At 47.8% G+C, this 26,794-nt stretch carries 22 protein-coding genes and 1 pseudogene; 14 read left to right on the plus strand and 9 right to left on the minus strand.

What is annotated here, in order from left to right:
• Nucleotides 1–43: 43 nt before the first annotated feature.
• The 3 genes from glmS (at nucleotide 44) to EV586_RS05935 (ending at nucleotide 9,688) form a co-directional block, all read left to right on the plus strand.
• A complete protein-coding gene (glmS, locus tag EV586_RS05925) occupies nucleotides 44–1,876 on the plus strand; it encodes a glutamine--fructose-6-phosphate transaminase (isomerizing) (protein ID WP_132944157.1) in 1,833 nt (610 codons plus the stop codon).
• An 846-nt stretch (nucleotides 1,877–2,722) separates the two neighbouring features.
• Nucleotides 2,723–8,527, plus strand: a complete 5,805-nt coding sequence (locus EV586_RS05930; RefSeq protein ID WP_132944158.1) for an ATP-binding protein — start codon at nucleotides 2,723–2,725, stop codon at nucleotides 8,525–8,527.
• 3 nt (nucleotides 8,528–8,530) lie between these two features.
• Nucleotides 8,531–9,688: a hypothetical protein gene (locus EV586_RS05935; protein WP_132944159.1), complete on the plus strand. Its 1,158-nt coding sequence runs from the start codon at nucleotides 8,531–8,533 to the stop codon at nucleotides 9,686–9,688.
• Between the two features lie 217 nt (nucleotides 9,689–9,905).
• On the opposite strand, the gene EV586_RS21815 is transcribed toward EV586_RS05935, so the two are convergent.
• On the minus strand, nucleotides 9,906–10,187 hold the full coding sequence (locus tag EV586_RS21815) for an IS3 family transposase (RefSeq protein ID WP_132944160.1): 282 nt from the start codon (nucleotides 10,185–10,187) through the stop codon (nucleotides 9,906–9,908).
• 302 nt (nucleotides 10,188–10,489) lie between these two features.
• Here EV586_RS21815 and EV586_RS21045 point away from each other — a divergent pair, with 302 nt between their 5' ends.
• Nucleotides 10,490–10,642: a hypothetical protein gene (locus EV586_RS21045; protein WP_165898355.1), complete on the plus strand. Its 153-nt coding sequence runs from the start codon at nucleotides 10,490–10,492 to the stop codon at nucleotides 10,640–10,642.
• 34 nt (nucleotides 10,643–10,676) lie between these two features.
• Here the strand turns inward: EV586_RS21045 and EV586_RS05945 are convergent, their stop codons facing one another.
• Nucleotides 10,677–11,147: an ATP-binding protein gene (locus tag EV586_RS05945; RefSeq protein WP_243652941.1), complete on the minus strand. Its 471-nt coding sequence runs from the start codon at nucleotides 11,145–11,147 to the stop codon at nucleotides 10,677–10,679.
• Nucleotides 11,148–11,164: 17 nt separating this feature from the next.
• On the opposite strand from EV586_RS05945, the gene istA (EV586_RS05950) reads away from it, so the two are divergent.
• Together istA (EV586_RS05950) and istB are read left to right on the plus strand one after the other, a co-directional pair.
• Nucleotides 11,165–12,388 carry an IS21 family transposase gene (gene istA, locus EV586_RS05950; RefSeq protein ID WP_132944161.1) on the plus strand — a complete coding sequence of 408 codons (1,224 nt, stop codon included), beginning with the start codon at nucleotides 11,165–11,167 and terminating at the stop codon, nucleotides 12,386–12,388.
• Nucleotides 12,385–13,158, plus strand: a complete 774-nt coding sequence (gene istB / locus EV586_RS05955; protein ID WP_132944162.1) for an IS21-like element helper ATPase IstB — start codon at nucleotides 12,385–12,387, stop codon at nucleotides 13,156–13,158. Before istA (EV586_RS05950) ends, istB begins: the two co-directional genes overlap by 4 nt.
• Here the strand turns inward: istB and EV586_RS05960 are convergent.
• The 4 genes from EV586_RS05960 to EV586_RS05970 all read right to left on the minus strand — a co-directional run bounded on the left by EV586_RS05960 (nucleotide 13,102) and on the right by EV586_RS05970 (nucleotide 15,887).
• Nucleotides 13,102–13,623, minus strand: coding sequence for an ATP-binding protein (locus EV586_RS05960; RefSeq protein ID WP_132944163.1), 522 nt, complete (start codon nucleotides 13,621–13,623; stop codon nucleotides 13,102–13,104). The two genes, istB and EV586_RS05960, sit on opposite strands and share 57 nt — an antisense overlap.
• Entirely contained in the window at nucleotides 13,620–14,594 is a 975-nt protein-coding gene (istA, locus tag EV586_RS05965) for an IS21 family transposase (protein WP_243652942.1), read from the minus strand. The genes EV586_RS05960 and istA (EV586_RS05965) overlap by 4 nt, the downstream gene beginning before the upstream one ends.
• On the minus strand, nucleotides 14,477–14,803 hold the full coding sequence (locus EV586_RS21435) for a helix-turn-helix domain-containing protein (RefSeq protein WP_243652943.1): 327 nt from the start codon (nucleotides 14,801–14,803) through the stop codon (nucleotides 14,477–14,479). The genes istA (EV586_RS05965) and EV586_RS21435 overlap by 118 nt, the downstream gene beginning before the upstream one ends.
• 406 nt (nucleotides 14,804–15,209) lie before the next feature.
• Nucleotides 15,210–15,887, minus strand: a complete 678-nt coding sequence (locus EV586_RS05970) for a hypothetical protein (RefSeq protein WP_132944164.1) — start codon at nucleotides 15,885–15,887, stop codon at nucleotides 15,210–15,212.
• A gap of 327 nt (nucleotides 15,888–16,214) precedes the next feature.
• On the opposite strand from EV586_RS05970, the gene EV586_RS05975 reads away from it, so the two are divergent.
• Complete coding sequence (locus EV586_RS05975; RefSeq protein WP_132944165.1) at nucleotides 16,215–16,880, plus strand: RNA polymerase sigma factor; 666 nt, start codon at nucleotides 16,215–16,217, stop codon at nucleotides 16,878–16,880.
• A 114-nt stretch (nucleotides 16,881–16,994) separates the two neighbouring features.
• On the plus strand, nucleotides 16,995–17,600 hold the full coding sequence (locus EV586_RS05980; protein ID WP_132944166.1) for a hypothetical protein: 606 nt from the start codon (nucleotides 16,995–16,997) through the stop codon (nucleotides 17,598–17,600).
• A gap of 1,037 nt (nucleotides 17,601–18,637) precedes the next feature.
• On the opposite strand, the pseudogene EV586_RS21440 reads toward EV586_RS05980, so the two are convergent.
• Nucleotides 18,638–18,823 (minus strand): annotated as a pseudogene (locus tag EV586_RS21440) (helix-turn-helix domain-containing protein); the annotation flags it as partial.
• 327 nt (nucleotides 18,824–19,150) lie between these two features.
• Between EV586_RS21440 and EV586_RS05990 the strand changes: the two are divergent.
• From EV586_RS05990 to EV586_RS06015, 6 genes are all read left to right on the plus strand, one after another.
• Nucleotides 19,151–19,819 carry a phosphatase PAP2 family protein gene (locus EV586_RS05990; RefSeq protein ID WP_243652944.1) on the plus strand — a complete coding sequence of 223 codons (669 nt, stop codon included), beginning with the start codon at nucleotides 19,151–19,153 and terminating at the stop codon, nucleotides 19,817–19,819.
• A 31-nt stretch (nucleotides 19,820–19,850) separates the two neighbouring features.
• The gene (locus EV586_RS05995; RefSeq protein ID WP_132944167.1) at nucleotides 19,851–21,119 is read left to right on the plus strand and encodes a VTT domain-containing protein; all 1,269 of its coding nucleotides are present in this window, start codon (nucleotides 19,851–19,853) and stop codon (nucleotides 21,117–21,119) included.
• Nucleotides 21,120–21,227: 108 nt separating this feature from the next.
• Entirely contained in the window at nucleotides 21,228–21,821 is a 594-nt protein-coding gene (locus EV586_RS06000) for an undecaprenyl-diphosphatase (protein ID WP_132944168.1), read from the plus strand.
• Nucleotides 21,822–21,905: 84 nt separating this feature from the next.
• Nucleotides 21,906–22,439 carry an RNA polymerase sigma factor gene (locus EV586_RS06005; RefSeq protein ID WP_132944169.1) on the plus strand — a complete coding sequence of 178 codons (534 nt, stop codon included), beginning with the start codon at nucleotides 21,906–21,908 and terminating at the stop codon, nucleotides 22,437–22,439.
• Between the two features lie 25 nt (nucleotides 22,440–22,464).
• On the plus strand, nucleotides 22,465–22,971 hold the full coding sequence (locus tag EV586_RS06010; RefSeq protein WP_132944170.1) for a zf-HC2 domain-containing protein: 507 nt from the start codon (nucleotides 22,465–22,467) through the stop codon (nucleotides 22,969–22,971).
• Nucleotides 22,968–23,807 carry a hypothetical protein gene (locus EV586_RS06015; protein ID WP_132944171.1) on the plus strand — a complete coding sequence of 280 codons (840 nt, stop codon included), beginning with the start codon at nucleotides 22,968–22,970 and terminating at the stop codon, nucleotides 23,805–23,807. The genes EV586_RS06010 and EV586_RS06015 overlap by 4 nt, the downstream gene beginning before the upstream one ends.
• A 28-nt stretch (nucleotides 23,808–23,835) precedes the next feature.
• Here the strand turns inward: EV586_RS06015 and EV586_RS06020 are convergent, their stop codons facing one another.
• Together EV586_RS06020 and EV586_RS06025 are read right to left on the minus strand one after the other, a co-directional pair.
• The gene (locus EV586_RS06020) at nucleotides 23,836–25,038 is read right to left on the minus strand and encodes an MFS transporter (RefSeq protein WP_243652945.1); all 1,203 of its coding nucleotides are present in this window, start codon (nucleotides 25,036–25,038) and stop codon (nucleotides 23,836–23,838) included.
• 171 nt (nucleotides 25,039–25,209) lie between these two features.
• Entirely contained in the window at nucleotides 25,210–26,373 is a 1,164-nt protein-coding gene (locus EV586_RS06025) for a chromate transporter (RefSeq protein WP_132944172.1), read from the minus strand.
• Nucleotides 26,374–26,794: the final 421 nt, after the last annotated feature.

Consider the following 26,794-nt stretch of genomic DNA (forward strand, 5'->3'; position numbering starts at 1 on the left):
TTCAAACAGTGAGCTGTCCCACAATCGAGGAGGATTTTCATACATGTGTGGAATCGTTGGTTACATCGGGAACAAGCAAGCGCAAGACGTACTGTTGCACGGTCTGTCCAAGCTGGAATACCGCGGTTATGACTCCGCGGGCATCGCAGTTTTTGACAACGGCGGCGTGTCCTTGAAAAAGTCGGTCGGTCGCCTGGCGAACCTCGCCGAACTGGTCGACGGCCCGGACCGCATCTCCGGCTCTCAAGGCATCGGTCACACCCGCTGGGCGACGCACGGCCGTCCGTCTGATGAAAACGCGCATCCGCATCAGGACAACCAAGGCAACTTCACCATCGTCCACAACGGCATCATCGAGAACTACATGCAGTTGCGCGATGAACTGACAGCGAAAGGTCATACCTTCCTGTCCGAAACGGATACGGAAGTCGTGGCACACCTGCTCGACGACATGTGGACGGGCAACTTCTTCGACACTGTGCTTGCCATCTCGAAGCGCATCCACGGCGCGTATGCGCTGGGCATCATGACCAAGCATGAGCCGGGCACACTGATCGCCGTGCGCAAACAGTCCCCGCTGATCGTGGGTCTCGGTGACGGTGAGAACTTCATCGCGTCCGACATCCCGGCGATTCTCGAGTACACCCGCAACGTGTACATTCTGGACGACGGCGAAATGGCCGTTCTGACTGCAGATAAGGTAGAGACGTTTGATTTGGAAGGCAACCCGACGACCAAAGAGATCTACGAAGTGACCTGGTCGGCCAGCGCCGCTGAAAAAGGCGGCTACGAGCACTTCATGCTCAAAGAAATCCACGAGCAGCCGCGCGCGATCCGCGACACCCTGACCGGCCGCATCTCCGAAGATGGCCAGAAAGTTGTGTTCGACGAGATCGCATGGCCGGCTGGCTACGCGGATCAGATCGACCGCATCCACATCGTAGCGTGCGGCACCTCCTGGCATGCCGGGATGGTCGGCAAGCAGGCGATCGAGCGCCTGACCCGCATCCCGGTCGACTGCGAGGTCGCGTCCGAGTACCGCTACCGTGATCCGATCGTGACGGAGAACACTCTGATCATCGTCATCACACAGTCCGGCGAGACGGCCGACACCATGGCCGCGCTGCGTGAAGCGAAACAGCAAGGCTCGCGCGTACTGGCGATCACCAACGTGGTCGGCTCCTCTGCAGCGCGTGAAGCGGACGATGTCATCTTCACCTGGGCAGGCCCGGAGATCTCCGTTGCCTCGACCAAGGCGTACACCACCCAGCTCATCTCCCTGTACCTCTTCGCAGGCTGGCTGGCACAAGAGCGCAAGTCCGCACAGGTGACCGAAGTACCGAGCATCCTGAGCGGCCTGAAGCAACTCCCGGAGCTGGCCGACATGGCGCTGCAAACCGCACCGTCCATCGAAGCGTTCGCGAAGAACTGGGCGGAGAAAGAGCACGCCTTCTTCATCGGCCGCGGCATGGACTATGCCGTGTCGCTGGAAGGGTCGCTCAAGCTGAAAGAGATCTCCTACATGCACGCCGAGGCGTATGCAGCAGGCGAACTGAAGCACGGTACGCTGGCGCTGATCGTGGAGGATATCCCGGTGATCGCGGTTGTGACTCAGGAGCAGCTGTATGAGAAGACTCTGTCGAACATCAAAGAAGTCAAAGCGCGCGATGCTTTTGTGCTGGCTGTGGCGTTTGAGGGCGATGAGGAGATCAAGAAGTCGGTCGATCAGGTGATCGCGATCCCGAGAGTGAATCCGTTCCTGTCGCCGGTGATCTCGGTGATTCCGCTGCAGTTGTTGGCGTACTATGCGTCTGTTGTGCGTGGGAATGATGTGGATAATCCGCGGAACCTGGCGAAGTCGGTGACGGTGGAGTAGTTGATTTAACAAAAGAGGCTATTTCTGTAGACTGACAAAAAGTTCTTTCTTTTTGACTGTATGCCGTGAATCAATCACGGCATACAGTCTTTTTTATAACGGGCGGCTTTTTTGGCGAAGCGATCTCAAGGTTGGAATGAAGTTCTATAAGCAAGTGAACGTTCTGCGTCCATTTTGGGAGCAACAAGAAAGTAAGCAGACAATAGATGAAGAAATATTATGTGATACCTATAATAAACTCGGTAATTCCTACTTTCGATTAAATGACTCAGGAAAGCTTGGCAGCTTATCAGCAAGGGCAACTTCACGTTGAAATGTATGGATTACCACTCCACGATTATGAAAAGCCTATACATAAACAGTGGCTATGGAGTATATTTTCTCCAAACAACAAACTGGGACTGTAATGAGTACAAGAAATTGACGTTTGAACGAGCGAGATTGTTGACATTTGATAAGTTGGAGGAAGTCTTACAAAGAGCTGGCAGGTGAAGATCGGATCTTTTTATATTGTAGACGAAACGAAAAAGTCACCATTATTGGCTCAATATTGAGTAGCAGAGACAAAATGAAAGAACTTTATTGTCGCTAAACGGTGACAAGTCAACGGTAGAATGTGGCTTCCTGAGTCCATTATGAAAGAACATTCTTGTCATGCAACAACTGCACTTTGAGGTGCAGTCCTTTTGTTTATGTCATAAGAAATAGCAATACTCAAGGACGTAATTTCATGTATTAAAATATGAAATACGTCCAAGTACTATTGTAGACAATGACAAAAAATGAGTTATGATGTAGAATATGTTTTGTGAGAATGATTTTAACAAAAGTAAGGGAGATCATTAGATGACAGTCCAACATTTTAAAAGGAATATCGAGGAGTTAAACAACATTCTTGAGGGTTTAGCTGACATGATTCATCTTTCGTTTACAAACATTCACGAGAAAAGGAGGATTCCTGACCGAGAACTTGTTGATAAATTGATTCATGTGTACGCTACATTCGATTCAATAACACAAGAATTGCAATCGCTTATGGTTGTCAATGGTATTATGATGACTGAAGATGTAACTTGGTCAACATTAGATGATCTGGAAAACGCGATGTTTCAAATTGAAGGAACGTTAAAGCAAAAGCAACAAATTGCTGATGCTCTGCTTGATTTGGAGAGATTTAACTTCGTTCGTTCAAGGTCTATTCAAGATGAGGAAATCCTTCAAGAAATTCGTCGTAATGCAGTATCACTGCGGGAAGAATGTCTTCAAGATACTGCGGAAAATTGGCAGTCGTTACTTGCTGCTGTTGAACCATATAAAGCTACTCTTTCGTTGCTTGAACCATTACGTGCGCTTGATGATCACATATGGGAAATTTATTACAAAATTTTCACGGAGAATTTCCCTCATTTGGATATCCCTTTTAAACGCGGGCGACTTTATCTCGATTCTATTTCAATGTCAGACCATACTAATTTGGTCAATGACACATCCGCAACACAACAGTCTGTTATGGTAGAAGTGGCGAAAGAACATGTTGAACTTCAAGACGAAGCACTTAAATCGACAGATGTACTTTTAGACGATGTAAATGAGGCAGATGAAGAATTGGAATATGTAAATTCCGATCGGATCGAATATTCAAATGTATTGGCTTTAACGACATTACCCACGAAATTGGTTGGAAACAATCCGATTTGTCGAAATTATGTAGAATCATTAATCTCTGTAGTGTCTGAAGTAAATGAGAGTCAGTTTTGTAGCCAAGAATACAAAGTATCGGACTTCGAGAAAGTGGAAAATGCAGCTGTTTCGATTTCTGAATATGCTGAAGACAATCTCGATGGGATCTCTTCCTCTGAAGATAATAATTCTTGTATTACGGACCATGTTGATGAAATTGTGGAAATCCAAGTTGGTGTACTGAACGAGGCTATGCAAGGTACTACAGTGGATCAACTTGAACTTGTTGTTGATAGCATCGACCATTTGAATACGTTTGAGAGTGGAAATATTCAAATGAAAAAGGTCGCTGAATCTGGTGAGATTGAAACGAAACTGACAAAAGAGATGAAAGAGGAGGCAAATGCAAATCTATCCGATAAGAAATTTGTGGCGCAGTTTCCGTTGCCGGATGTTGCTTTTTCTATTGCCGACGGTATTTTAAAAGGAGAAATTGAAGAGAATTTCAATTCTCTTCAACTTCTGCTTTGGTGTTTGATCAAAGAAGATAAACTTGAAATGGCGTATTGGATTGCAGAGTTTATCGAACAAAAGTATCCGGAGGAGGTAGAACTCCCCTCCTACTTAGTGAAGGACACTTTGCTTGCTCGTGATGTTCGCCATAACGTGGGTGCGATTTCTATGGTACTTAAAGAGGATTTCGAGAAATTGGATCGTTTGGAGAAGGTAGAATCGAGCATTGGACTGAGATATATGGTGATAGCGGCCACGTTAAGGCCGTCCGTGCTGGCTCCAAATACGAATGCTCCGCACTATTTGTCTGTGTATAATCCGAAGTGGCTACCTAAACAGATATATGAATTGTGCAAAGTAATTGCAGAGTTCGGGAAAAGCTTCACAGCCTTGGACCTCAGTTCTATCAAAATTGCTCGAGGCCACTCTGCATGGGATTCGGGCTTGGAAGATCTTCGTAGGCGAGTCAAAGAGACCTTTAGCTCTTTTCCTGCTCAGACCATGCTGTTTGCACCAGCTACGAAGGTTTGGAGGAAGTGGCTTGAAACAGATGGAATAATCAATCGGATGTTAGATCCCATCATGCGAAACGACGAAAGTGCTTTGGAAGATGTTAAGGGGTTGGTTGAACAGTATTCGGATCCCTCTGAAGTTCGTCGTAAAATCGAGTTTACTGACAGACAAGAATTGAAACGCCACGGAGGTCGAGATATAACTGCCCGTGCTTTTACTCAGTTTCATACGAAAGTAGATGAAACTTTGGAACTTGCTCGTGAATGGATTGAAATTTTAAGTTCACGACCGGGACAGAATAACGAGTTCTATCAAAAAAAGGCAGTAGAGTTGCATGAATTGATACGTTCCCAATATAAAGAGGTTATTCGGGAAGTGGATGAGTTGATCGAGGGTTGTACGACGGTTGCTGAGCAGGCAGGGTATGCAGCAATTCGGAGAGCTATCGACAATCTCTATAAGTTGTTCGATCCGAATGTGCCAATTATTTTTAAAGAACCGGATCACCGAGCAATTCTTAATGCTGTTTTGTTAAGAGTTCCCGCTGTTCCTGTAAAATCGGACTGGATGCTGAATAAAAAGGATATCAAGGTCATTAAGGACGGTATCCTTCATCTTCTCGTGCGTGACATTAGTTTATTGAAAGCGTTTGATAAGAAATATGAATTACGCGACTTGGAAGGCACTCGATTGATCTTACGGTTGATGGAACAGAACGAGGAGTACTCTACTGATGTCGACATCGACGCTTTAAAAGTCAAACAAGAAAAACATCTTAAAGATTGCCGCGATTCGTTGAAACGATCGGTTGAGAATGCTAGAAAACAGATCGAGCAATCGTTCACCTTCAACTTGCTGACTGACCATGAGCGTACGAGTTTCGTAGATGAAGTGGATCATATGGAAAACTTCGTAGTAGAAACCTACTTTTTCCAAGATAAACATGAGCGGTTGGCAGCAATTTTGCAAGAGATTGAGGAACTGAAGCAGCAGGCGGTACAAAAGACCCGGTCACTGTTCAAGCAGGTCGGTGTAGATGAACATCATCCAGCCTTTGCGCGCATTCAAAAAGTACTGGAAGAAGGGGATATTCATTCGGCCAATGAATATTTGGCTCGGATTCAGAACTTCCAAGATATCCCTGAGGAAGATGAGGTAACTGATACCTTTAAGGAGTTCTTTATTGAGAAATATGCATTGCTGGAAAGTTACCTGAATGGAGTAAAGCCGCATGAGATCTTTCGCGCTATCCAACACCGTAAGGAACTTGGCCCAATTGATTTGAGTGAGATCGATCCGGAACAAGCCAATCAAACAGTTGAGATGCTTTCGGTGTGGTATGAGGTAAAGCGGCGTAAAAATGTTAAGCGAGATGAACTGAGTAAAATTTTTCAGTACATGGGGTTTAACGTTTTGCAAGTAGCACAAAAGAACCAACATAACCGTGAGTACTATGAGTTGAGCACTGAGGTAATCGTCGATCAAAACCGCTGCCCAGTATCCAAATACGGATCTGAGGCTAACGGGCGATATCGCATCTTCTGCTTCTGGGATCAGCAAACGGAGGATCGTATCTTAAATGAGATCGGACAAACAGAACAAGGGTCCCCTGTCATTGCACTTTACTTTGGTCGAATGAAGGAGAAACGGCGTCGAGATATGGCCCGTCTTTGTCGTGACCGACGCAGTACGTTTTTGGTTGTCGATGACTTGCTTATGATCTATTTGGCCGGGCAGTCTGGTTTACGATTACCAATTATGTTCAATTGTACTATGCCTTTTACCTACCTTGACCCTTATACCACAACCGCTGGTTTGGTACCGCCGGAAATTTTTTATGGGCGGGCAGCCGAGTTGCAGTCGATTATGGATTCATCTGGTGGGTTCATTTACGGCGGTCGGCAATTGGGTAAAACGGCATTGTTACGTGAAGCAGAGCGAAGGTTCCATAAACCTGAAGAAGGGCGGATCGCGGTCTGGATCGATCTGAAATCGGAAGGGATTGGGGAAAATCGCAATATTGACGATATTTGGAACGTTATTGCTCGGGAGCTTCGATCTTTTAAGGTTATCGATTCGCGCAGCTCTTCTATTACTGCTGAAAAGTTGATGACGAGCATTCAAAGATGGCTGGACCAAGATGATCGACGGAAAGTCCTTCTTCTTCTCGATGAAGCGGATCGTTTTCTTGAGATCGATGCTAGGTGCGAGAGCAGTGACAACTCATCCCGCTCCGGATTTGTTCGCTGTTCTTCTTTGAAGGGGCTAATGGATCGAACCCAACGCCGATTCAAAGTGGTATTTGCAGGTCTTCACAACGTTCAGAGGACTGTTCGCAACGAGAACGATCCGCTCGCTCATTACGGCGAACCTATTTGTATTGGTCCGCTGTTGTCAAGCGATGAGTGGACGCAAGCAAGGGATCTGATAGAGAAGCCATTGGCGAGCGTCGGATATTATTTTGAATCAAAGGATCTGGTAACCCGGATTTTGTCACAAACGAACTACTACCCGTTGCTACTTCAGTTGTATTGCAAACAGCTTTTGCGACACATGGTTGATCAAACGGTAGCAACATCTTTCGACCCTGCAACTTCTCCCCCGTATAAGATCACTTCAAAACATGTGAATGAGGCATATCAAAACAGAGAATTGCAAAAGGAGATCAAGCACAGGTTCTTAAACCTTACCTTGCATCTTGATCCCCGATATGAACTGATCTCGTATGTGATCGCCTTTGAATCGCTGGAGAACCATGAAGAAGCGTTGCGTGGATTCGAAGTCAGTTGGATCCGTGAAGAGGCGGTCAGCTGGTGGGAAGAAGGTTTTAAGAACTGTGGGGCAGACTCGTTCCGTATTTTGCTTGAAGAGATGTGTGGACTTGGAGTGCTTCGTATGGTTAGTGAAGGCCGTTATGCGCTCCGAAGCACGAACCTCCTGTCGCTGATGGGCTCGAAAGATGAAGTAGTAGAGCGACTACTTGACGCAAAAGGACACGTGATTCGTGAGTATGAGCCATCTGCTTTTCGTACCGCGCTTTCTGCAACAGGAGATGAGGCACATATTCGTAATCCGTTGACAGCTGAGCAAGAGTTTGATTTACAAAACTCGACACAGAGAATCTCCGTTATCTTTGGGAGTCTTGCTGCCGGACTTCCCTATATGACCAAGTTTTTCATCCAATTCTATAAGCGTGTAGATGGGCATCTGGTTAATATTCCGGAATCGGTAACTAACGTAGTTGCCTTCGGTAGGCTTATACAAGAAGAGATGGAAAAGAGGAAAATGGATCAACAGATGCTAGTGCTTATTCCATTTACTTGTCCATGGGGGAAAGAATGGGTGAGTAAAGCAGAGGAATTTGCTAACAAGCACTTTAAACGAAAAATTAAGTTTGTTTTCGTCGCCCCACCTGAACGGGCTTGGACAATGTTAAAAGCGAACCCGAGGCTTACTGATGACTGGCTCCAGCGTGGAGTCAAATTCTTTACCTTGAAACCGTGGCAAGAATCTTCACTGGGTCAATGGATGGACGATTGTGAACTTGGGAACCGCAAACAGGACTTGGAGCAAATTAAAGCCATGACCGGCAATTGGCCGAACCTGCTTTACCGTTTGTACGAGATCACTAAATCGTCACCACATTTATTACAGAACCACCTGACGACATTTGAATGTGAAATAAAAAGTAGGGAAGTAACTGAACAACTTATTAAGGAGTTCGGATTGAGTGTTCCTGAAATCACCCGTGTATACAGCGCTTTGTGGCTCGATGAAAAAGTCAGTTTGGATGAACTGCTAAGTTATTGCAAGGGTGTAGATCAAGCGATCATAGAGTGTTCCCTTAAATGGGGGGAACTAATGAGCGTAGTGGTCAATCGGGGTAACAACATGTGGGGGTTAGATCCTATGATCATCAGGCTGTTCGAGATACTGGAGGAGTAGTCGATGCAAAGACTTTGGTGGAAACTTCCGGGACCTGCAAAGTACTTACGGCAATTGGAGGAGGAGTTTCGGGCGGGTAACAATACGGTACTTCTTTTTCCTGACCATACCGGTGATAATCCACAAGAAGCTCTTAGAGGATTGGTGGAGGAAAATGGTGATACGTGGTTAGATTGGGAATATGTTAACGTTCGTTTGGAAGACTCAGGAACTAAGTCTCCAGCACAACTCTTGTATGACAGATTTGTTCCCTCTGCTACTACTGAAACAATTCGCAATGCGGAAAATCTTGCTAAGGATGATTCGTTTTGCGGGAAAATCGTTTGGGTATATGGGATGACGGTAGAACGGTTGTCGAAGTGGAATGAATTTATACAGGAATATTCACATTTCTGTAAGGAAACTAGAATTTTTGAACGATCACTCTTCTGTATCGTTCTAGAAGGGGAACAGACCACTCTCGCTCCCGGAGAAGCGGAATGTTTGAAAATTATAAAGTGGGAAGGGGTTTTAAGCAAGCTGGACATGATGTTATATGTGTCCAACTTACTTCAGGATTCATCTTACAATACTTTGATCAGGAAAATGGCTGTCTCGGTTATAACTGAGATCGCACAGTGGGATCGTCATGTGGCAGAGAGACTGGCAATTTCAAATCTGGAAACGATTATGAGTCCGTGGGATGTGCTTTCAAGGATCGCAGAGGAACGAGGCTGGGTAAGTGAATGTTCTGAGGATGATCGTTGGCAAATGGGGATAACTCAGTTGATAGAAGGGCGAACTGTTATCCATTCTGCATATCTGGTGATTCTAGGTAAGGAAACTGGACTTGATAGGCGTGTTTGGGAGGGACAACTCGCAACTCTATTTCCCTATATGGAAGAACGTAGACAAGCTTTAATTCGTAAATTTCGAGATGAGTTGGCCATTCCGTTCCGTCCCCATCAGGACAAAGATTTCGTGATATTAGATCTATTTGATCTTGAGATTGGCCATATTTACTATCAGCTTCGATCTCAAGGTCAGATTCGTGAAGATATTAGAGACGCTGTTCGTAACATGCGCGAAATTCGGAATATGTTAGCTCATTTACGGACAGTAAAAGGAGGTCATTTGAACTTGATTGCTCGAATCTATGATCTGGAACGAATGATTGACTGATTATTACGAGTTTCTAGTTGTTTGTTGGACTGGCTGGAACAAGGGAGTAGCAATGTGTTCGTGAAAGATCAGGAGAGAGAAATGATGTATTTGTTGAAGTGACTGCGGGATAAAAAGTGGATAAAAGAAGAAAAAGCACCCAGTTTGAACATATCCCTGTCAAGTAGACAGCGAAAATAAGCCCCCCTACGGGTTAGGCACAGACCTGAGTTCGGTATTACACCGGACTCAGGTCATTTAGTTTCCGCTTCAGTCTACGTTGATTATAGAATCGAATATAGCTGGTTTTTGCCTTCTTAACCTCTGCTTTGGTTCTATAGTTGTTGAGGTATACCAGCTCTTTTTTTAGATGGTTGAAAAAGTTTTCTACGCAAGCATTGTCCAAACAGTTTCCCTTTCTGGACATACTCTTCTTTATGTTGTATGTTTGGAGCAATTCGTTATATTGGTGAGATGTGTACTGGAGCCCTTGATCACTGTGAAGAAGGGTGCCTGTCACATCTCTTTTTTATTGGCTTGTCGGATTGTATCGAGCACAAGTTTGAGGTCGTCCTTTTCCACGATCTTGTAGGCAACAACTTCCTTGTTTTACAAGTCGTAGACGACAGACAAATACAGCTTCTGATTATTGAACAAAAGATACGTGATATCCGTTGCCCATTTTTCATTTGGCCGGTGGCTTTGAAGTCTCGGTTGAGATAATTGGGAACTGTAGTACCTGCTGATTGTCTATCAAACCAACGTTTCTTTTTTCATACTTTTGACTGAATGCCCATCTCCTTCATGAGGCGGTAGACGCTGATGACGAGCATGGGGGACGGACTGACATTTAACGCATTACCGTGGCTTGCGGCGACGCTGACCGGCAATGCTCTGCTCGTTTCACTGGTTTCTTTTGCTACGCGTCTGCAGTGGCAGTTGTTTTCTTTGCTGTTTGGTGTCAACATCAGTTGAAAATTCCCCAGTTTCGCCGATCTAGCGCGAACGATTACTCATTCTGATCCGCTTGATTCTCTGACCTAAAGAACCCCGCTTTTTTCTTTTCCTTCACTCTATAACTCTCCCATTTAATGTTGATGGTGCTGGAATGGTGGAGGAGGCGGTCTAGAATGGCTGTCGCCAAGACGGTATCATCAAAGATATCTCCCCACATTCCGAAGGACTTGTGGGATGTTAGCACGATGGATCCTTTTTCATACCTCTCCGAGACGATTTGAAAGAAGAAGTGGGCAGCTGTTTCATCCATTTTTCGATACCCAATTTCATCAATCAAGAGCATGTTAGGATTGGTGTAGGCTCGCATCTTCTGCTGAATTGAACCACTGCGATGTGCGTCTTGGAGTGTCTGAACAAGGTCATGAGCTGACGTTGTCACCGCCGGAGTATAATTGACCCGGCATAGCCGAAAAAGAAATGACCCACCAAATAGCGAATATCTCCTCGAAAACGGCCAAGTCATCGAGGGGAGACATCCAAATGCTAAGAGGTGGGACTGTGATTAATTTACACGAAATGAAGGCTATGGGCAAGAGCATTCGAGCCATGGCCAGAGAAACGGGATTCTCGCGTAATACAATCCGAAAGTACCTGAGAGATCGCGAACTTCCGCGATCTAAGGATACTGCGGAACGGCCGTCGAAACTTGACCCGTTCAAGCCCTTTTTGAAGCAGTGTTTTACGAACGGAATCTACAATTGCGAAGTATTGCTGCGTCTTTTACGTGAGAAAGGATACGACGGGGGCAGAACAATACTCAAGGACTATGTACGCGGCTATCGCCCGCCTAGACAGGCGCAAGCCGTTCTACCTTACGAAACCAAACCGGGTGAACATGCGCAAGTAGACTGGGGGCTGTGTGATTACGTGGAAGAGAACGGAGAGAGGCGTAAGGTTGCCGTTTTCGTTATGGTGCTAGGTTACTCGCGATCCACGTACATCGAATTCACGAAACGTTGCGACATTCATAGTTTCTTGCGTTGCATGATTCATGCCTTCGAGTACTTCAATGGTATTCCTCGCGTCATGCTAACCGATCACATGAAGACGGTCATTCTTGGGATGGGTGATGACAAAAAGCCACGCTGGCACCCGCTCTACGAGGATTTCGCTGCAAGCATCGGGTTACTAACCAAAGTATGCCGCGTACGTCGACCGCAGACGAAAGGAAAAGTTGAACGAGCCGTCCGCTTCGTAAAGGAGAACTTCATTCCGGGGCGTCAGTTTGTTGATATTGGCGATCTGAACCGACAAGCACGAGTCTGGTGTGAAGAGGTCAATCGTCGTATTCATGGTACGACCGGCGAACGTCCCTGCGATCGACTTTCCAGCGAGGAACTTCAGTCCCTTCCCTCGAACGATCGTTGGGCCAAGTACCGTCGAGAAGCCCGACGTGTTAGTCGGGACGGTTTCGTAAGTTATGATGGTGTTCGCTACGGTGTGCCCTGGCAAGACAGTGGGCGTGAAGTGGCAGTCCGAGACTGTAATGGTTGGATCGAGATTTGGGTCGATCACCTTCAAGTCGCCAGACATGAAGCCGTTCACCGTTCACGAGCCATTCGCAACTGTCCCAAACAGTATGCCGGTCTCTCCGCTGCCAACGGCAGGACATATCCTCAACCAACGGCTATACAGGTTTCATCCGAACAGGTCGAGGTACGATCACTCGATGTGTATGAGCAACTGGTGGAGGTGGGAGCATGATCGAGTTGGAACAAGTCCGCGCTCGAATTGAAGATCTCGGAATCCATCAAGGGGCTGCCGCCTTGGATGCTTGCCTCGAACGTGCAACGCTAGAGCAACCTACCTATATCGGATTCCTGAATGACCTTCTGGGTCAAGAGATCACACAACGTCAGCAACGTAACTTAGAGGTGCGTACCAAACTTGCCAACCTCCCCTATCGCAAGAAATTTGACGAATTTGATTTTTCATTTCAGCCAAGCATTGATGAACGGCTGATACGTGAACTAGCCACCATGAGCTTTGCAACACGCACAGAAAACATCCTCTTCCTTGGGCCGCCAGGCGTCGGCAAAAGCCATCTGTCGGTGGCGTTAGCTATGGAAGCGATCACTCATGGTCTATCCGTATATTTCGTCACGCTTTCGCATCTCATTGAAGACCTACGTAAAGCTCACGAGGAAAACCGATTAGACAAGCAACTACGAGTGTATACTCGGCCCAAACTCCTTCTCATCGATGAGGTGGGCTATCTGCCGATGGATCGAGTGGCAGCGAATCTCTTCTTTCAAGTGATTAGTGCTCGATACGAACGTGGGAGCATCATAATGACGAGTAACAAGAACTTTGGGGAATGGGGAGAGCTTATCGGGGATTCGATACTAGCCACAGCGATTCTCGACCGTCTACTACACCATGCTCACATCGTGAATATTCGTGGGAACAGCTATCGCCTACGGGAAAAGATGAAGTCTGGTGCTTACGGGATGCCAAAGAGTGTGGACCAATAAATCGCCGGGGGGGTCATTTTCGAAACGGCGATAGTGGGTCAATTTAACCCCGGCGTTGACAGACGTGAAGTAGACCGTCTTACGTCGGCTGATCGCTTCCATGGCCAAAGCTACCGCTAGGTGAGTCTTCCCTACACCGGGTGGACCCAGAAGTATGATATTCTCCTGATGCTCCACAAACCGTAAGGTCGCCAGATCCCGAATCCGCCGTTCATCAATGGATGGTTGAAATTCGAAATCAAACTGATCCATGGTCTTATGGTAAGGCAGTTTCGCTAAGCGTGTCTTAGTCTTAAGAAATCGCTCGTGTTTCGCCGCTAACTCCTCTTGAAGAAGCTTGTCTAGAAACTCTAAATACGTTAGATTGTGTTTAGCTGCTTCTTCCGCATGGGCATGGAGGGTGTCGGGAATCCGTACCCATCCAAACTGTTGAAAGGCAGCCTGCAGGCGCTCTTTTATGATCATGAGCGCATCACCCCCTCGTCCATAAGCTGATCATAGACGGCGAGAGGGTGCACAGCCATTTCAGGTATTGGATTGGACATAAGTAGAGGTGATGGTTGGCCGACCGGTTTCTCGACGCTGTCTTTTCGAATTCCATCGAAGTGGTTTTTATTTTGTACAACTCCTCGGTGTCCAGTAGCCTTTCTGTGCTCAGCGATGACTTTACCTTCGTGATAGATACGAATGCCGCCGCGACGATCATCCTTGATACGTACAAGGTGACCTACAAAGCGAATTGGAACCGAGCAGCGGTTTCCTTCGTAGGAAATGAGCGTGTCTGACGACACTTTACGAACCTGATAATCCACGTAGTCAAAAGGTTCAACTGCGGGCGATTTCAAATGCTCACGGATGAGACGGTCAACAGGTCGTTCTTGCGTGGTGCCGTACAGGCGCACATTGGAAACTGTATTCAGCCACTGGAGCGCTTGTTCATTAAGGTTCTGGAGATCCGTGAATGTCTGAACCCTCTGCCAGAAGTTGTTTCGTACATAGCCTACTCCGTTCTCTACCTTTCCCTTCGTTCTAGCCCGATAGGGGCGACAGCGTCGCAGCAAGAAACCATGATGGGAAGCGAACCGAGCGAAACGGTCATTCGAGACAACTTCCCCTTGATCGTCAGTCCCCGAAACGACCGTTTTCATGTTGTCGTAGAGGCACGTTTCAGTAACGCCGCCAAAGTATCTCATCGCCCTTTCATGGCAGCCGATTAAAGTATCAAGACGCTGATCCTCCGTAAACTCCACGTACATCATTCGAGAGTAACCCAACACCATAACAAACGCATAAAGACGTTTCTTCTTACCGTGCCAATCTACACGAAACTCGCCCCAGTCCACTTGTGCTTGTCTTCCAGGCGGGGTTTCAAATCGAACCGTTCGGTATAGCCTGCGGCTCGAATCTCGTCCAGAATAACAATCGCATTCAAACATCCTTCGTCCATCCTCTTTCGAACGTAAGCTTTGAAAGGTGCCAATTTCTCAGGTCTTACTGTTATCCGCTGGTAAGTTTTTGGATACTCCTCGCGTAACCACCTACGAATCGTCTTACGATCACAGCCAAGCTCTTTCGCAATGGCCGTGATGCTCATTCCTCGTTGTTTCATCTCTTTAAGCACAAAAAATTCCCCGTTCTTGACCATAATTTCTCTCCTCTCGGAGAGATTGTCCGTTGGAAGTGGGGAATTTTCAAGCGTTTATATTGGGTATTTTACAACCGTTGTTCACAGGTAGTCGGTAAAAGTGAATTTCAGATCTTACTACGGTGTGATCTGGTGCTGATGTCACGTCCCCACGGTTCAACAAGCGGACATGATCGACCGATTGTGGGCGTCAGAACGGAGCCGACAGGTGTGCGGTCTAACGCTCAGCGAGATCGAGTTGCCGATGCAGCGATGTCATAAGTAGGCATGGCGGTTGCAACCAGCCTGCATTAGCCGGGGTGTGATCCGATTCCGCGGCGCTCATTGATCAATTTATCTGCTTCAAAATGAATGTTCGATAGCTAGAAAAAAGGCACCCACAGAAAAGTGGGTGCCCTTTTTCTAGCTACGCTTGAATCCCTGCAGTGTGCTGGTACTGGATGTTGAAGACCGGGTCAATGTGGTACTCGAAGGTAACCGCAGTCCGCGAAACGTTGGAGAGTTGAGATACCAGCTGAGAAACCGCACCGCCGTTCGGATCTACGCCGGTAGCCTGCAGCAGGTTGGTCTGACGCGGGAGAAGAACTGTGACCTCGATTTTGCCCGCGTTCGGAGAAACAGCCAGTTGATCGAACGGGACCACGAACTCTACCTCATATGCGTTGCCGGACGGACCATCTACCGGATAGATCTTTTGCTCGTAGGACAATTCGTAGACATACATGCCGGGCTGAGCGCTGATCGGGGTGAGACGGGTGCGCTTCAGCAGGGAAAGCAAGATGAGTCGCGCAGCGTCCAACTGCGTTGCCGCAGTGTCACCTTCTTGGGCCTCAGTTTGGATGTCTTCGGTACCCTCCAGCAAGGTGGAAGCCTTGTACGGCATGACCTTCAGGTTCGCTTCTTTGAGGAGAGCAACTGCGGCCGGAGTCGGCGAAACACCAACCGGCACATAGTACTCGTCCTCAATCGGCGTTTCGGACACTAGGAGGGTTTTGAATGTCACGGTGTCAAACGCCCCACCATTGTATCGGGAGACACCATTGATCACAGCGGTCACATCTTGCAGCTTCAGTGCGTTGGACATAAAAGCACAACCTTTCTTGGTTTGGTTTGACGTTGATCTGGAAGTCGTCCTAGTTGAAAATTTGAAAGACTTCGACATCATCGTGTAGAATAGAGAGGTGCGCATGTTGTCTCCAGAGCTCTTGGAGAGCAACGTGCGAAAGTGGTTCAGGCTGGGGCCGATGCGCATCTAGCAACCCTGACGCCCATATTACTTGTCACCCTCACAACAGAATCTCGTATGGACATAGCGAAAAATATTTTTCTTTTTCATACGAGATTTCGGTGAGATCACGACAATAAATAGGGTGAGCAACACCATATTGTATGGAAGGATCGTGGTTAAAAGATGAGTCTGGACGTTAACTCCGCTTATCAACGTCTCTTTGAAGACCTCGGGGGTCAGAAAACGGGACAGGCAACTCATTTTCAACATCGAGATGTCGTCAGCCGGTATGTTGCACCCATCATTGCAAAAAAAGCTCGCCGAATCGGGCTTCAACTCAATGATAATGATGTGGAAGATCTCGTAGCTCAGGTTCATCTGCGAATTTCGACGGATTGCTCCAGCTACGATCAGGAGTTCTCGTTGAAATCTTGGCTGACCAACAGGATTGTTAGAAGCGTGGTCTTCAAAGAGAAACAGCGGCGTGACCGTGAGCAAGAAAACTTTCCGCGGGTTCAACCGTCAACGGGACATGATGCTGATGTAAGTGAAGGTAAGAAGAACGAAGTTTGGGATTGGGACAGTCATAAGTTCCTGGGCACGTGCAATCCGGTTGAGCGCGAAGTTTTGTCGGGGATTTCGGTGGACGATATCTGGAATCTCTGTGCAGACAATGTGTCTGAAAATCAGCTGAATGCCGCGATCTGCCGGATTCAGAGAAACATGAGTAGTGAAGAAATTGCGGAGGTAATGGGAAAGACTGATAAACAAGTCGACGACTTGATCTACCAATTTCGCAGAAAAATGATACCCCTTCTTGAAGAATTGGGGTACTCGAAAACGTCGTAATCGTGACGCGGCTGGGGAGAGGGCTCGCACTAATAGGGGAGTGCGAGCCGGTCATCCTCTGTCAACGGAAGTGAACAGGGACAACTAATAATGGGCGAGGATGGAGGCGTGGAAATGAAATCCTATAAAAACATGTCGTTTGGTTCTGGTTCGCAGGGTGGGCGACAATTATTTGCAACTATAACAACTGCGCTGCTGGATGGCGGAGTAAGAGGGCCGGTTGGCCGCGTCGATGCAAAAGTGTTTTTAGTGAGAGGGGGTTCTTTCCACGCTCCGGATATCGCTGGGGCTGAATGTATGATGGGTTTCTCGACTGTTAATCAGATTTCAGAGGATGAAGATTGTGAGTGGAATACGAGTTTTGGAGAATATCTTTACGAGGCAATGACTGCAATGTCCATTTATCCACGACATATCGCGGAAGAAACGGAATTATGCCGGGAATACGTGGATCGAATCCTTGAGGATGAAATATTGCCTTGGGAGTTATCGTCAAACTTTATTCTTTACTTGAATCAAAGATTAAATCTTTATCCCGAAAAAACGAAGCGAATAATTGCAGAGCACGATATTGATCAAGATTTAGTGGAAAAGCTGCATTACTCCCCTGCTGAGCTAGAGACTCTCGATGACATCGATCCAACTTATAGGAAAGTACGACTCGAGGAGTTTTTACAACAAGAGGAAGTTCGAAGAATGAATTTCCTACGATTGATTTAGCGATAAGTGTACCATTGTCTACAGGATATTGCTGACAGAACTACTGACCCCCGAGAATCAACTGAGTTAACGACCAAATCATTAACAGACGATCTGTGATACGAACTTGCAAAAACAGTGTTTGATTTGCGGCTCTCACATAGAGAGGTGGTAAGTTCATAAAACAAATTGTTCACGAATGATCATATTTGTTCATGAGTGAACTTAATTGAGAAGTAACAGACAACAACTATGTACAGGGCAAGTGATCGATTTGGTGGTCGACGGTGAAAAATACTTCCGATCATCATTTATGGGGTAAGGAAATTACAGCAGCATACGATTTTGAAAAACACACCAATAATTGAATTGGTGTGTTTTTCTGTAATTATATGATGTGTAAAATAAACATATCTAATGTTATCATTACTTCCCTCTAAGGATGCAATTATACTTTAAATAAGGGTTTAAAGTGGGGGTTATATAGTTAATGGAAAAATTTTGATAATATATTCGAAAACAAGGTCGTTGTCGATCGAGCACAAAGTTCCGCGGTAATCTGGCACGCCTCTGCTTTGAAAATAACGCAACAGTTGGAATTGAATTGTAATATGAAGGGGTGCCTCTAGTATTCGAATCACATGAAATACGTCATAAAACGGTAAATAGAGGCCTGTTTTATGTGCTGTTGTTATGACGGTCTTGTGCACCACCTCAAATTGAACCAACTTGTTTATCGCATAATGAAAATGCAGAATGTCGCGGGGTATTAAAAATGTATTGTGACAAATTTCACAATTATACTAGACCAGATAAGCAGTATTCAGGCATGGCAAAACAGTTGGTGGGTTCTTTTTTCTAGTAAAAAAGATGAACTAGCGCAGTATATTTCCAAGACTAATTAACGAAGTGATGTCAATTTTTTTGTATCGATCAATGCAATAAAAAGCGGTTGAGAAACTACTATCAGCCACTTTTCCTATTACTAATTAATCATCCCTTTCACATACTGGTAGTAAGAAGAGTTGTACAAGTTTTGGAAATGAACTTTCTAATTCTCATATACGCCATCCATGATTACATACTTCTTTTTTGCAGACCCCAGACATCCGCCTTATATCCTCTTTCGGCGGCAATCCAAACATCCGAGAATATTCCCTGCTAAATTAAGACGCACTCTCATACCCCACCTGAAATGCGGAATCAGTGGCATAGGTGGACTCTTCTAACAACAGACGCCTTGCTACCATTTAATGGGGGTAATTTTGGTCGTACAATCAGGGATGGTTTTGAGTAAAGATAATTTTTTGCGACAACATTTGTGGAGATGCAGTCTCCTTTTTACTTATGTATTAAGGACAATGTCTCTACAAGCGCTCCTGTTTGGACCCATGAGCGTGTCAGTGAACTGCTCACAGACGGCGAGAAGGTGCCATGGTCGCGAACATTCGCATGAGGACATTGTTATTTGTGTTCTCCAACAACATTTTCCTTATGAGAAAGCGAACTTTTGTGATACTAAGAAGGTCCTTTAGGTCGAGAGTCGATTTTGAGAGAAGGGATGAAGACACTTGCCGAAGCTCAACTTAAAACTACAACTTACTAAGGCATTCTTTATCAGTCTGGTCTTTATCGTAGGATTTGGGATTCTGACTGTCATGATGCTGAAAGAGACATTGAATGAGTTTGACGCTGCCACTATCCATTTGGTCCAAGGTCTGGAATCGCCTGAACTTACACAGGTGATGAAGTTTTTCACAGATGCAGGTTCAACGATATCCGTTAGCATCCTTGCATGTTTGATTTTAGGGTATCTGTACTTTGTCCTGCATCATCGCGCAGAGTCCGTTCTGTTGTTCGCGGTCATTGCCGGTGCAGCGGTCTTAAACCAAGCTTTTAAACTGGTGTTCCATCGACCGCGCCCGGAGACTCATCGGTTGATCGAAGTCACGGGTTATAGTTTTCCGAGTGGACATTCGATGACAGCCTTTGCTATGTATGGGGCGCTTACGTTTCTGCTGTGGCGTCATACTCCAAGCAGATGGGGTCGAACCATCATTATATTGATTGGGGTCGTGATCACGCTTGCGATCGGAATAAGTCGTGTCTATTTGGGTGTCCATTACCCGAGTGACGTGATTGGAGGTTATCTGGCAGGAGGTTTCTGGCTGGCTGCGTCCATTTGGGTTTATCAATCGATTGCGGAGCAAAAATACGAACAGAGTAAATCGCTCACCTGATCTGCTTGAAAGGGAGGGGAAGACGAGTATCATGATCGATGTAAAAACTCTGCTTGAACAGTACGGGTACGTGGTGCTGTTCAGCTCCCTGTTCCTAGAATTACTCGCTCTGCCTGTGCCTGGGGAAGTGTTGCTAAGCTACACTGGATTGCTTGTTTTTCAGGGTCACCTTAATTGGCTGGTGAGCATGCTGATTGCGGGCTTGGGGGCTTCGGCCGGGATTACGGTCTCGTACTTGATCGGCTACAGACTGGGGAAGCCCTTTTTTGAAAAATACGGCAGACGTTTCCACATGGGCCCAGACAAGTTAGAGAAAACATCGCAATGGTTTCAACGGTATGGGAACAAAATGTTGATTGTCGGTTATTTTATACCTGGGGTGCGACACATTACCGGGTATTTTGCCGGGATTACACGAATCTCCTTTCGCACGTTTGCTCTCAACGCGTATCTGGGCGCTTTTCTGTTTACCGGTATTTTTATCACGTTGGGCAAGGTACTAGGGCCAAAGTGGGAAGAGTTTCACCACACCATCACAAAATACTTGATCCTAGCAGGTATCAACGCCGCTTTTGCGGTCTTGCTTGTGTATTTGTATCGGAAATACCGCCAGCAGATTTTCTCAATCACGAGACAGGTTATAAGTTGGGCACTTCACACGTTTCACTCTTTGGGGCGGGTTCGATTCTTTGTGGTCGGGGTTGCGGTGGTGTTTTTAGCGTTGTTTGCTCTCATGGTAGGAATGATCCAAGACTTGCTGGCGAACGAGTTTCTCGAATTCGATCAGGTCACAGCGTTTGTGGTGCATGCAATCTTTGAAAATGTCGAATCGACTTGGGTAACGTTGGGCGCGCATCTGGCCTCCTACAACGTGTTGGTGCCGTTGCTCGCGATCACCTTGTTGTGGATTTGGAAAAAGGGTCAGGATCGGCGACTCGAAGTCTTTTTCATGCTGCTGGTTTTGTTTGGCGGTGAGCTTTTGGACGAAGGGTTGCGGAGACTTTTTCACAGGTCGGGTCCTGACGGTCTGGTCTACACGTTTCCGAGCGAACAAACTTTGTTGGTTCTCTCGGTCTATGGGTTTGCAGCGTATCTTTTCGTTCGCCATCGCGGGCGGGGAATGATGCGCTCCGTTCTAGGTGTTCTGGTGTTGGCCCTGTCTTTTTACTCAGGGATCAGCATCATCGCCCTGAACCTTCAGTTCCCCAGCGACGTGGCCGCAGGCTACATTTTCGGCGGCGTGTGGCTCACTCTCAACATACTCTTGCTCGAAATCTTTCGGAATTTGCGAAGAGCCTGAACAGGGAACTGTGCAGGCTCTTTTTTTGCCAATGAACTTTTCCGGCCACGCGGTCGTCCTTTCTCTATGTCTTGCACAACACGTAAGGACGAGATTGGAGGAAGATTCATGGACGTAGATCTTGCGGTCTATCATTTTTTGAATCAGTTTGCCGGGCAGATGCCTATCGTAGATGCAGTGATGTCGTTTTTTGCTCAGTATGCGCTTGAGTTATATGCGGTACTGTTTGTGATCGCTTGGTTCACTTTGCCAAAAAAAGAATTCAACAAGCGGCACGCTCTCGTCGTTGCTGGCGTCGCAGGCATTCTGGCCTTGCTGCTGAACGTTGTCATCTCTCACGTCTGGTATCGCCCCCGGCCGTTTGTCACATTGGATGAAGGGACCTACACGAAGTTGATTCCGCATGATGCGGACGCGTCGTTCCCGAGTGATCACACCTCCGGCAGCTTTGCGTTCGCCTTTGGCGCAAAAGGGAGAACGCAGAAATGGGTATCGACTAGCTTCATGATCATCGCGGTGATTGTGATGATCGCGCGCGTCTACTGCGGGGTTCATTACCCGACAGATGTGCTCGCAAGCGTGGTGGTGGGCTTTGTGGCGAGCAAAGTCGCTTGGAAGTTTTCTCCGCTGATTTTGCCCGTGACCCGCTTGGGATGCCGGTTGTTTGGTTTTGAACGAACATCCCAATCTGCTACGAAATGATGGGCAAGAAGTCAGTTGTGAGAAACTCCACTTGTGTTCATACTACAGAGGTATAGTAAAATTTTCCTGCAGAGGTAAGTAGTCATGACCGACATAGAGCTTGAGTCGTTGATTCTCTCTGCGATGCAGGGGAAAAAGGAAGCATTCGCCCGGCTGATCGAGCGGTTTCGGACGTATGCGTTCCAAACGGCGTATGGTTTTTTACAGGATCGAATGGATGCGGAAGATGTGGTGCAGGAGGCATTTACCAAAGCGTATTTTTCCATCGGCAAACTCCAATCTCCGCATGCCTTTCATTCCTGGTTTTCTCGAATCGTCACCAACCTCTGTCTGGATCGCTTGAAGCGAAGGCGTTACAGCTTGGCGTCTGAACGGATAGAGGAGGTCGCGGAGCAGCGAGATTCAGCGTCTGGTCTATCCCGCTCGCTCGAACGCTTAACGATTGAGGAGGCCCTGGGCAGACTGTCTCCCGAGATGAGGGAAGTGCTGGTGTTGCGGGAACTCCAAGGGTTCGATTATCAAGAGATTGCAGAGATTCTGCGGATTCCCATAGGCACTGTACGGTCGAGGTTGCACGCGGGTCGATTGCATCTGAGAAAACACCTGGCGCCGGAATAAACTGTGAAGCAGGAGTGATTGTGAGATGGAGCAACACGTGCTGGACGACTTGTCGGCCTATATGGATCAGGAACTCCTACCCGAGGATGAGGCGCGAGTAAGATCGCATCTGGAAGAGTGTGCATCTTGCAGAGAGGTATATCAAGAGCTGTCTGCCGTTTCTCTTGCTTTTCGGCAGCAATGGGGGGCGCTTGAACCATCGGCGGATCTCGACGATCGTATCTGGCTCACCATACAAGCAGTGGAAAACAGCCGAGAACGGAAATCTGCATGGGTGAGCATGGGAAGTCTGGTCGCCTGCCTGCTGCTTATTACCGGATTCTTGTTCTCGCCGTGGGGAGTGATCCTGTCTCGTTCGGTCTTTGCCATGATCGGGTGGCTTTGGACGGGATTGTCGGTCTTGGCTGCTGTGGTTACCCTCTCGCCCTACGTAGTAGGCGGTTCGTTGGTTGTAGCAGTCTGTCTGCTGGTTGGCAGTGTGTGGAGTGTTCGAAAACTCGTAACCGGTTTTTCGACAGGTGAAATGGTATGAAAAGGCTGAACCGGAAAGTAGTAAGCCTCTTAGTACTCATCATCGCTTGTATTGCGCTGTTGCCAGTTGGCGTGATGGCAACAGATAACGAAGTGATTGTGAAGAATACGCCGACCTCTGTCCCGCAAGAGCAAACGCTGCAAACGCTGGTGGTTCTGAACCACGATGCGAAGATCGAAGGCAGGGTAACCGATGTTGTGTTTGTGTACAACGGTGATGTAGAGTTGACTTCAACATCGAAGACCGGGGTTGTCGTGGTGCTTGGGGGCCATGTGCAACAGCAAAACGGGGCGTACGTGGAGGACGGAGTGGCAGAGGTCACGTTTGACAATGCGCTGCTAAACAATTCCTTGCTGGCTCTGGTCGTTGTGGCCGGGTTGTGGGTGGTACGGCTTACACTCAGTTTGATTTTCGTCGTCCTTCCTGTTCTGCTGGCGTTGGCCCTGCGTGACCGGCTGGAAAAACCGGTAGCCTTCCTGCGAATTGCCATTGCGAGGACAGGAGCGGTTGGAATGGTGGTGTTGGTCGGCGGGTTGGGGATCAGCTTGATGCTCGCCCTCTCGCTTCTCGGTGCACCGATTGCACTCCTGTTTATAATCGTCCTACTTCTTCTCTTTGCGGCAGGTTATACGGTGGTCTCGTTTCACGTAGGGAAGATGATCGCGGGGGATCGTCCTTTTTCCAATGGAGTGTGGAGACCAACATTCCTTGGAGCTGTCGCGATCGTGGCGATGAGTAACATTCCGTTGTTTGGTGGAATCTTGCTCTTGCTTGTCATCTCGCTCTCCATCGGCATTTCCACTGTGTGGTTGTGGCAATGGAAGGCGAGGCGGTAGAGGAGCGAGAAAAGTCATGACCGCTTGGTCATGACTTTTCTACTTGACGATCATCTTTTTGCATGAGCAACAAAATCGCAGCCAGTACTGCAAGAAGGGAGCTGCTACCGAAGGCAACAAGAGGCCCGAAGTTCTGCCAAAAAAGACCGGCGAGCACACTGGCAGGAAGGGCCGCCATACCTGTCAACGCGTTAAATGTCCCTAGAGCCGTGCCGCGTTGTTCCTCTGGAACCAGATCTGCTATGTACGCTTTTTGTATGCCCTCAGTAGCAGCATAGTAAAGCCCATAGAGCACGAACAAGACCCAAATCCAACCAACACTTTTGACAAGACCAAATCCGAGATAGATGGCGGCAAAGATCAGATATCCGGAGACGATGAGGGGTTTACGACCTAAGCGATCCGAGAGGATCCCCAGAGGTACAGAGAAGAGGCTGCTTGTCAGGTTGAACGTTAAATACGCCAGCGGTATCAATGCGATGGCCATTCCTACATCTTGTGCTCGCAAGACGAGAAACGCATCAGAGAAATTGCCGATGGAGAAGAGCGTCGCAATCAGGGTAAACCCAATCACCCGTGTATTCATGTTTTTAAACGTGATCTTTGGCAACGTCCTGCGTGTAGAAGGCAGTTTCTCTCGGCTGCGCTCTTTTAAAAAGAAGATAAGCAACAGCACGGCGAGAATGCCTGGGACCGCAGACGCCCAAAAGACGACCTGATAATTACCACCTGACCAACCAAGAATGCCGACTGCGACTAAGGGACCGATAGCAGCTCCAAGTGCATCCATCGACCGTCGGAAGCCAAATGCTCGACCTCGCTCCTCTTTTGATGTGGAATTCGCCAGCAGTGTATCTCGGGCAGTGCTTCGCACCCCTTTACCAAAACGGTCCGCTAGTCGAATTGCGAGAATTTGCCCCCAAGTCGTGCTCAAGGCAAACAACGGCTTCACAAGATTTGACAGAGCATATCCTGCGACCATTAAAGGTTTGCTCTTGCCGTATCGATCCGATGCCCAGCCAGACAGCCATTTTAGAATGCTGGCGATACTTTCTGCGATCCCTTCAATCACACCTACAGTTGCTACTTGAACGTGTAGAACCGTAGTGAGATATAACGGGAGAATCGGTACAATCATCTGGCTTGAAAGATCGGTCAAAAAGCTAACCAATCCGATAACGAAAATAATCCGGTTCATTCCGAAGAGACGATGCTGCGGAGTCTGATCCATAAGAAGCCGCTCACCTCGAATTTTGGCTAATGTGATTACCTATATCATAAACGAATGGCTCACAAAAAACATTCAAGGTGCATCTCAGACGTGAAGATACGACAACATGCATCTCTTTGTGGAGAAAGCCCTCTGTCCCGGCGTTGGACAGAGGGCTTTTTGCGTATCCCGTTACCCAATCAAAAACCCGCTGAGCGCCCCGGCCAGAACAATCACCCACGGCGGAAGCTTCCAATGGACGAGCATCCCGAACAAGACGGCGGCGAGTGCGAAGTCGAGCGGGGCGAGGATTGAGCTCGTCCAGATCGGCGTATAGAAGGCGGCGATGAGGATGCCGACCACGGAGGCGTTGATCGCGAGCAGAGCTCCTTGCACCTGCGATTTGCGGCGCAGCGCGTCCCAGAATGGCAGGACACCGACGACCAGCAGGAACGCGGGGAGGAAGATCGCCACCGTCGCGAGCAAGGCTCCTGACCACCCGTTGATCATCGCGCCGAGATACGCGGCAAAGGTGAACAACGGGCCCGGCACCGCCTGCGTCGCACCATATCCGGCGAGGAAGTCCTCATGGCTAACCCAGCCGGTGAGCACGACTTCCCGTTCAAGCAGGGGCAGCACCACATGTCCGCCGCCGAAGACAAGCGAGCCGGATCGGTAGAAGTTGTCGAACATCGAGACCGTCTGGCTGTCGGTGAGGGAACTTATCATCGGAAGCGAGACCAGCAGAGTGAAGAAGAGAAGCAGTGCTGTTACGGCTACACCACGTGAAACAGGCACGTTTATCTGGGGGATGTCGATGTTCATGTTCTGCCTGAAGAGGAACCAGCCCAGAACTCCCGCGACGGCAATGATTACGACTTGGGTCAGAACACTGGGCCAAGCGAGCGATACCACGGTTGCGAGGATGGCGATGGTTGCACGGCTCCGGTCAGGGGCGAGCGAGCGTCCCATGCCCCAGATCGCTTGTGCAACGATGGCGACGGCGACGATTTTCAGGCCGTGCAGCCATCCGCTATCTGCCACCGGATTGCCTTGGAGCAGGAGCGCGAACAGGATCAGCATGAGCACAGAAGGCAGAGTAAACCCGATCCACGCTACCAAACCGCCGAGCAGACCCGCCCGCATCAGACCTATACCGATGCCAACCTGCGAACTGGCCGGGCCGGGCAAGAACTGACAGAGCGCCACGAGATCGACGTAACTGCGCTCGTCCATCCAGCGACGGCGCTTGATGTATTCATTATGAAAATAGCCTAGATGAGCGACCGGGCCACCGAACGAAGTCAGTCCTAGCTTTGTCGATACCAACAAGATTTCAAGCAGGTTACGAAACATGAATGCAAGAAAACCTCCTCTCCTCATAAGGCTACCATAGATTTGTTAAGAAAATAGCATACCCGCACGTGGAGAAACGGGTGCACAGCGGAATTGTTTTTAATTAATCAACAACAGTTGGGAAATCAACTGCGCTTTCTTACTGCCAAAGTGAACGAAATCCAAGCGTGATCGTCTTCCATTGGTGAGTGGAAGAAAAGACCATACCGAGGGATGTCCACAATATGGTCAGCAAGAAGCATTGCTTATCTAGTGGAGCTTCATAGGGAGATTCAAACACGAGTCTCTTCAGGTGGTGAAGCCCGGTCAACTATTGGTAACTCCTTTAGCCATGAAGAGTTTGTTATGCCCAGTAATGAACATTATCCCCCAGAAAAATCGTGACACGAGCTGATGCTGCAATAACAGGAAAAACTCTCTT

This window comes from Tumebacillus sp. BK434, from assembly GCF_004340785.1.
In the GTDB taxonomy this organism is placed as follows: Bacteria; Bacillota; Bacilli; order Tumebacillales; family Tumebacillaceae; genus Tumebacillus_A.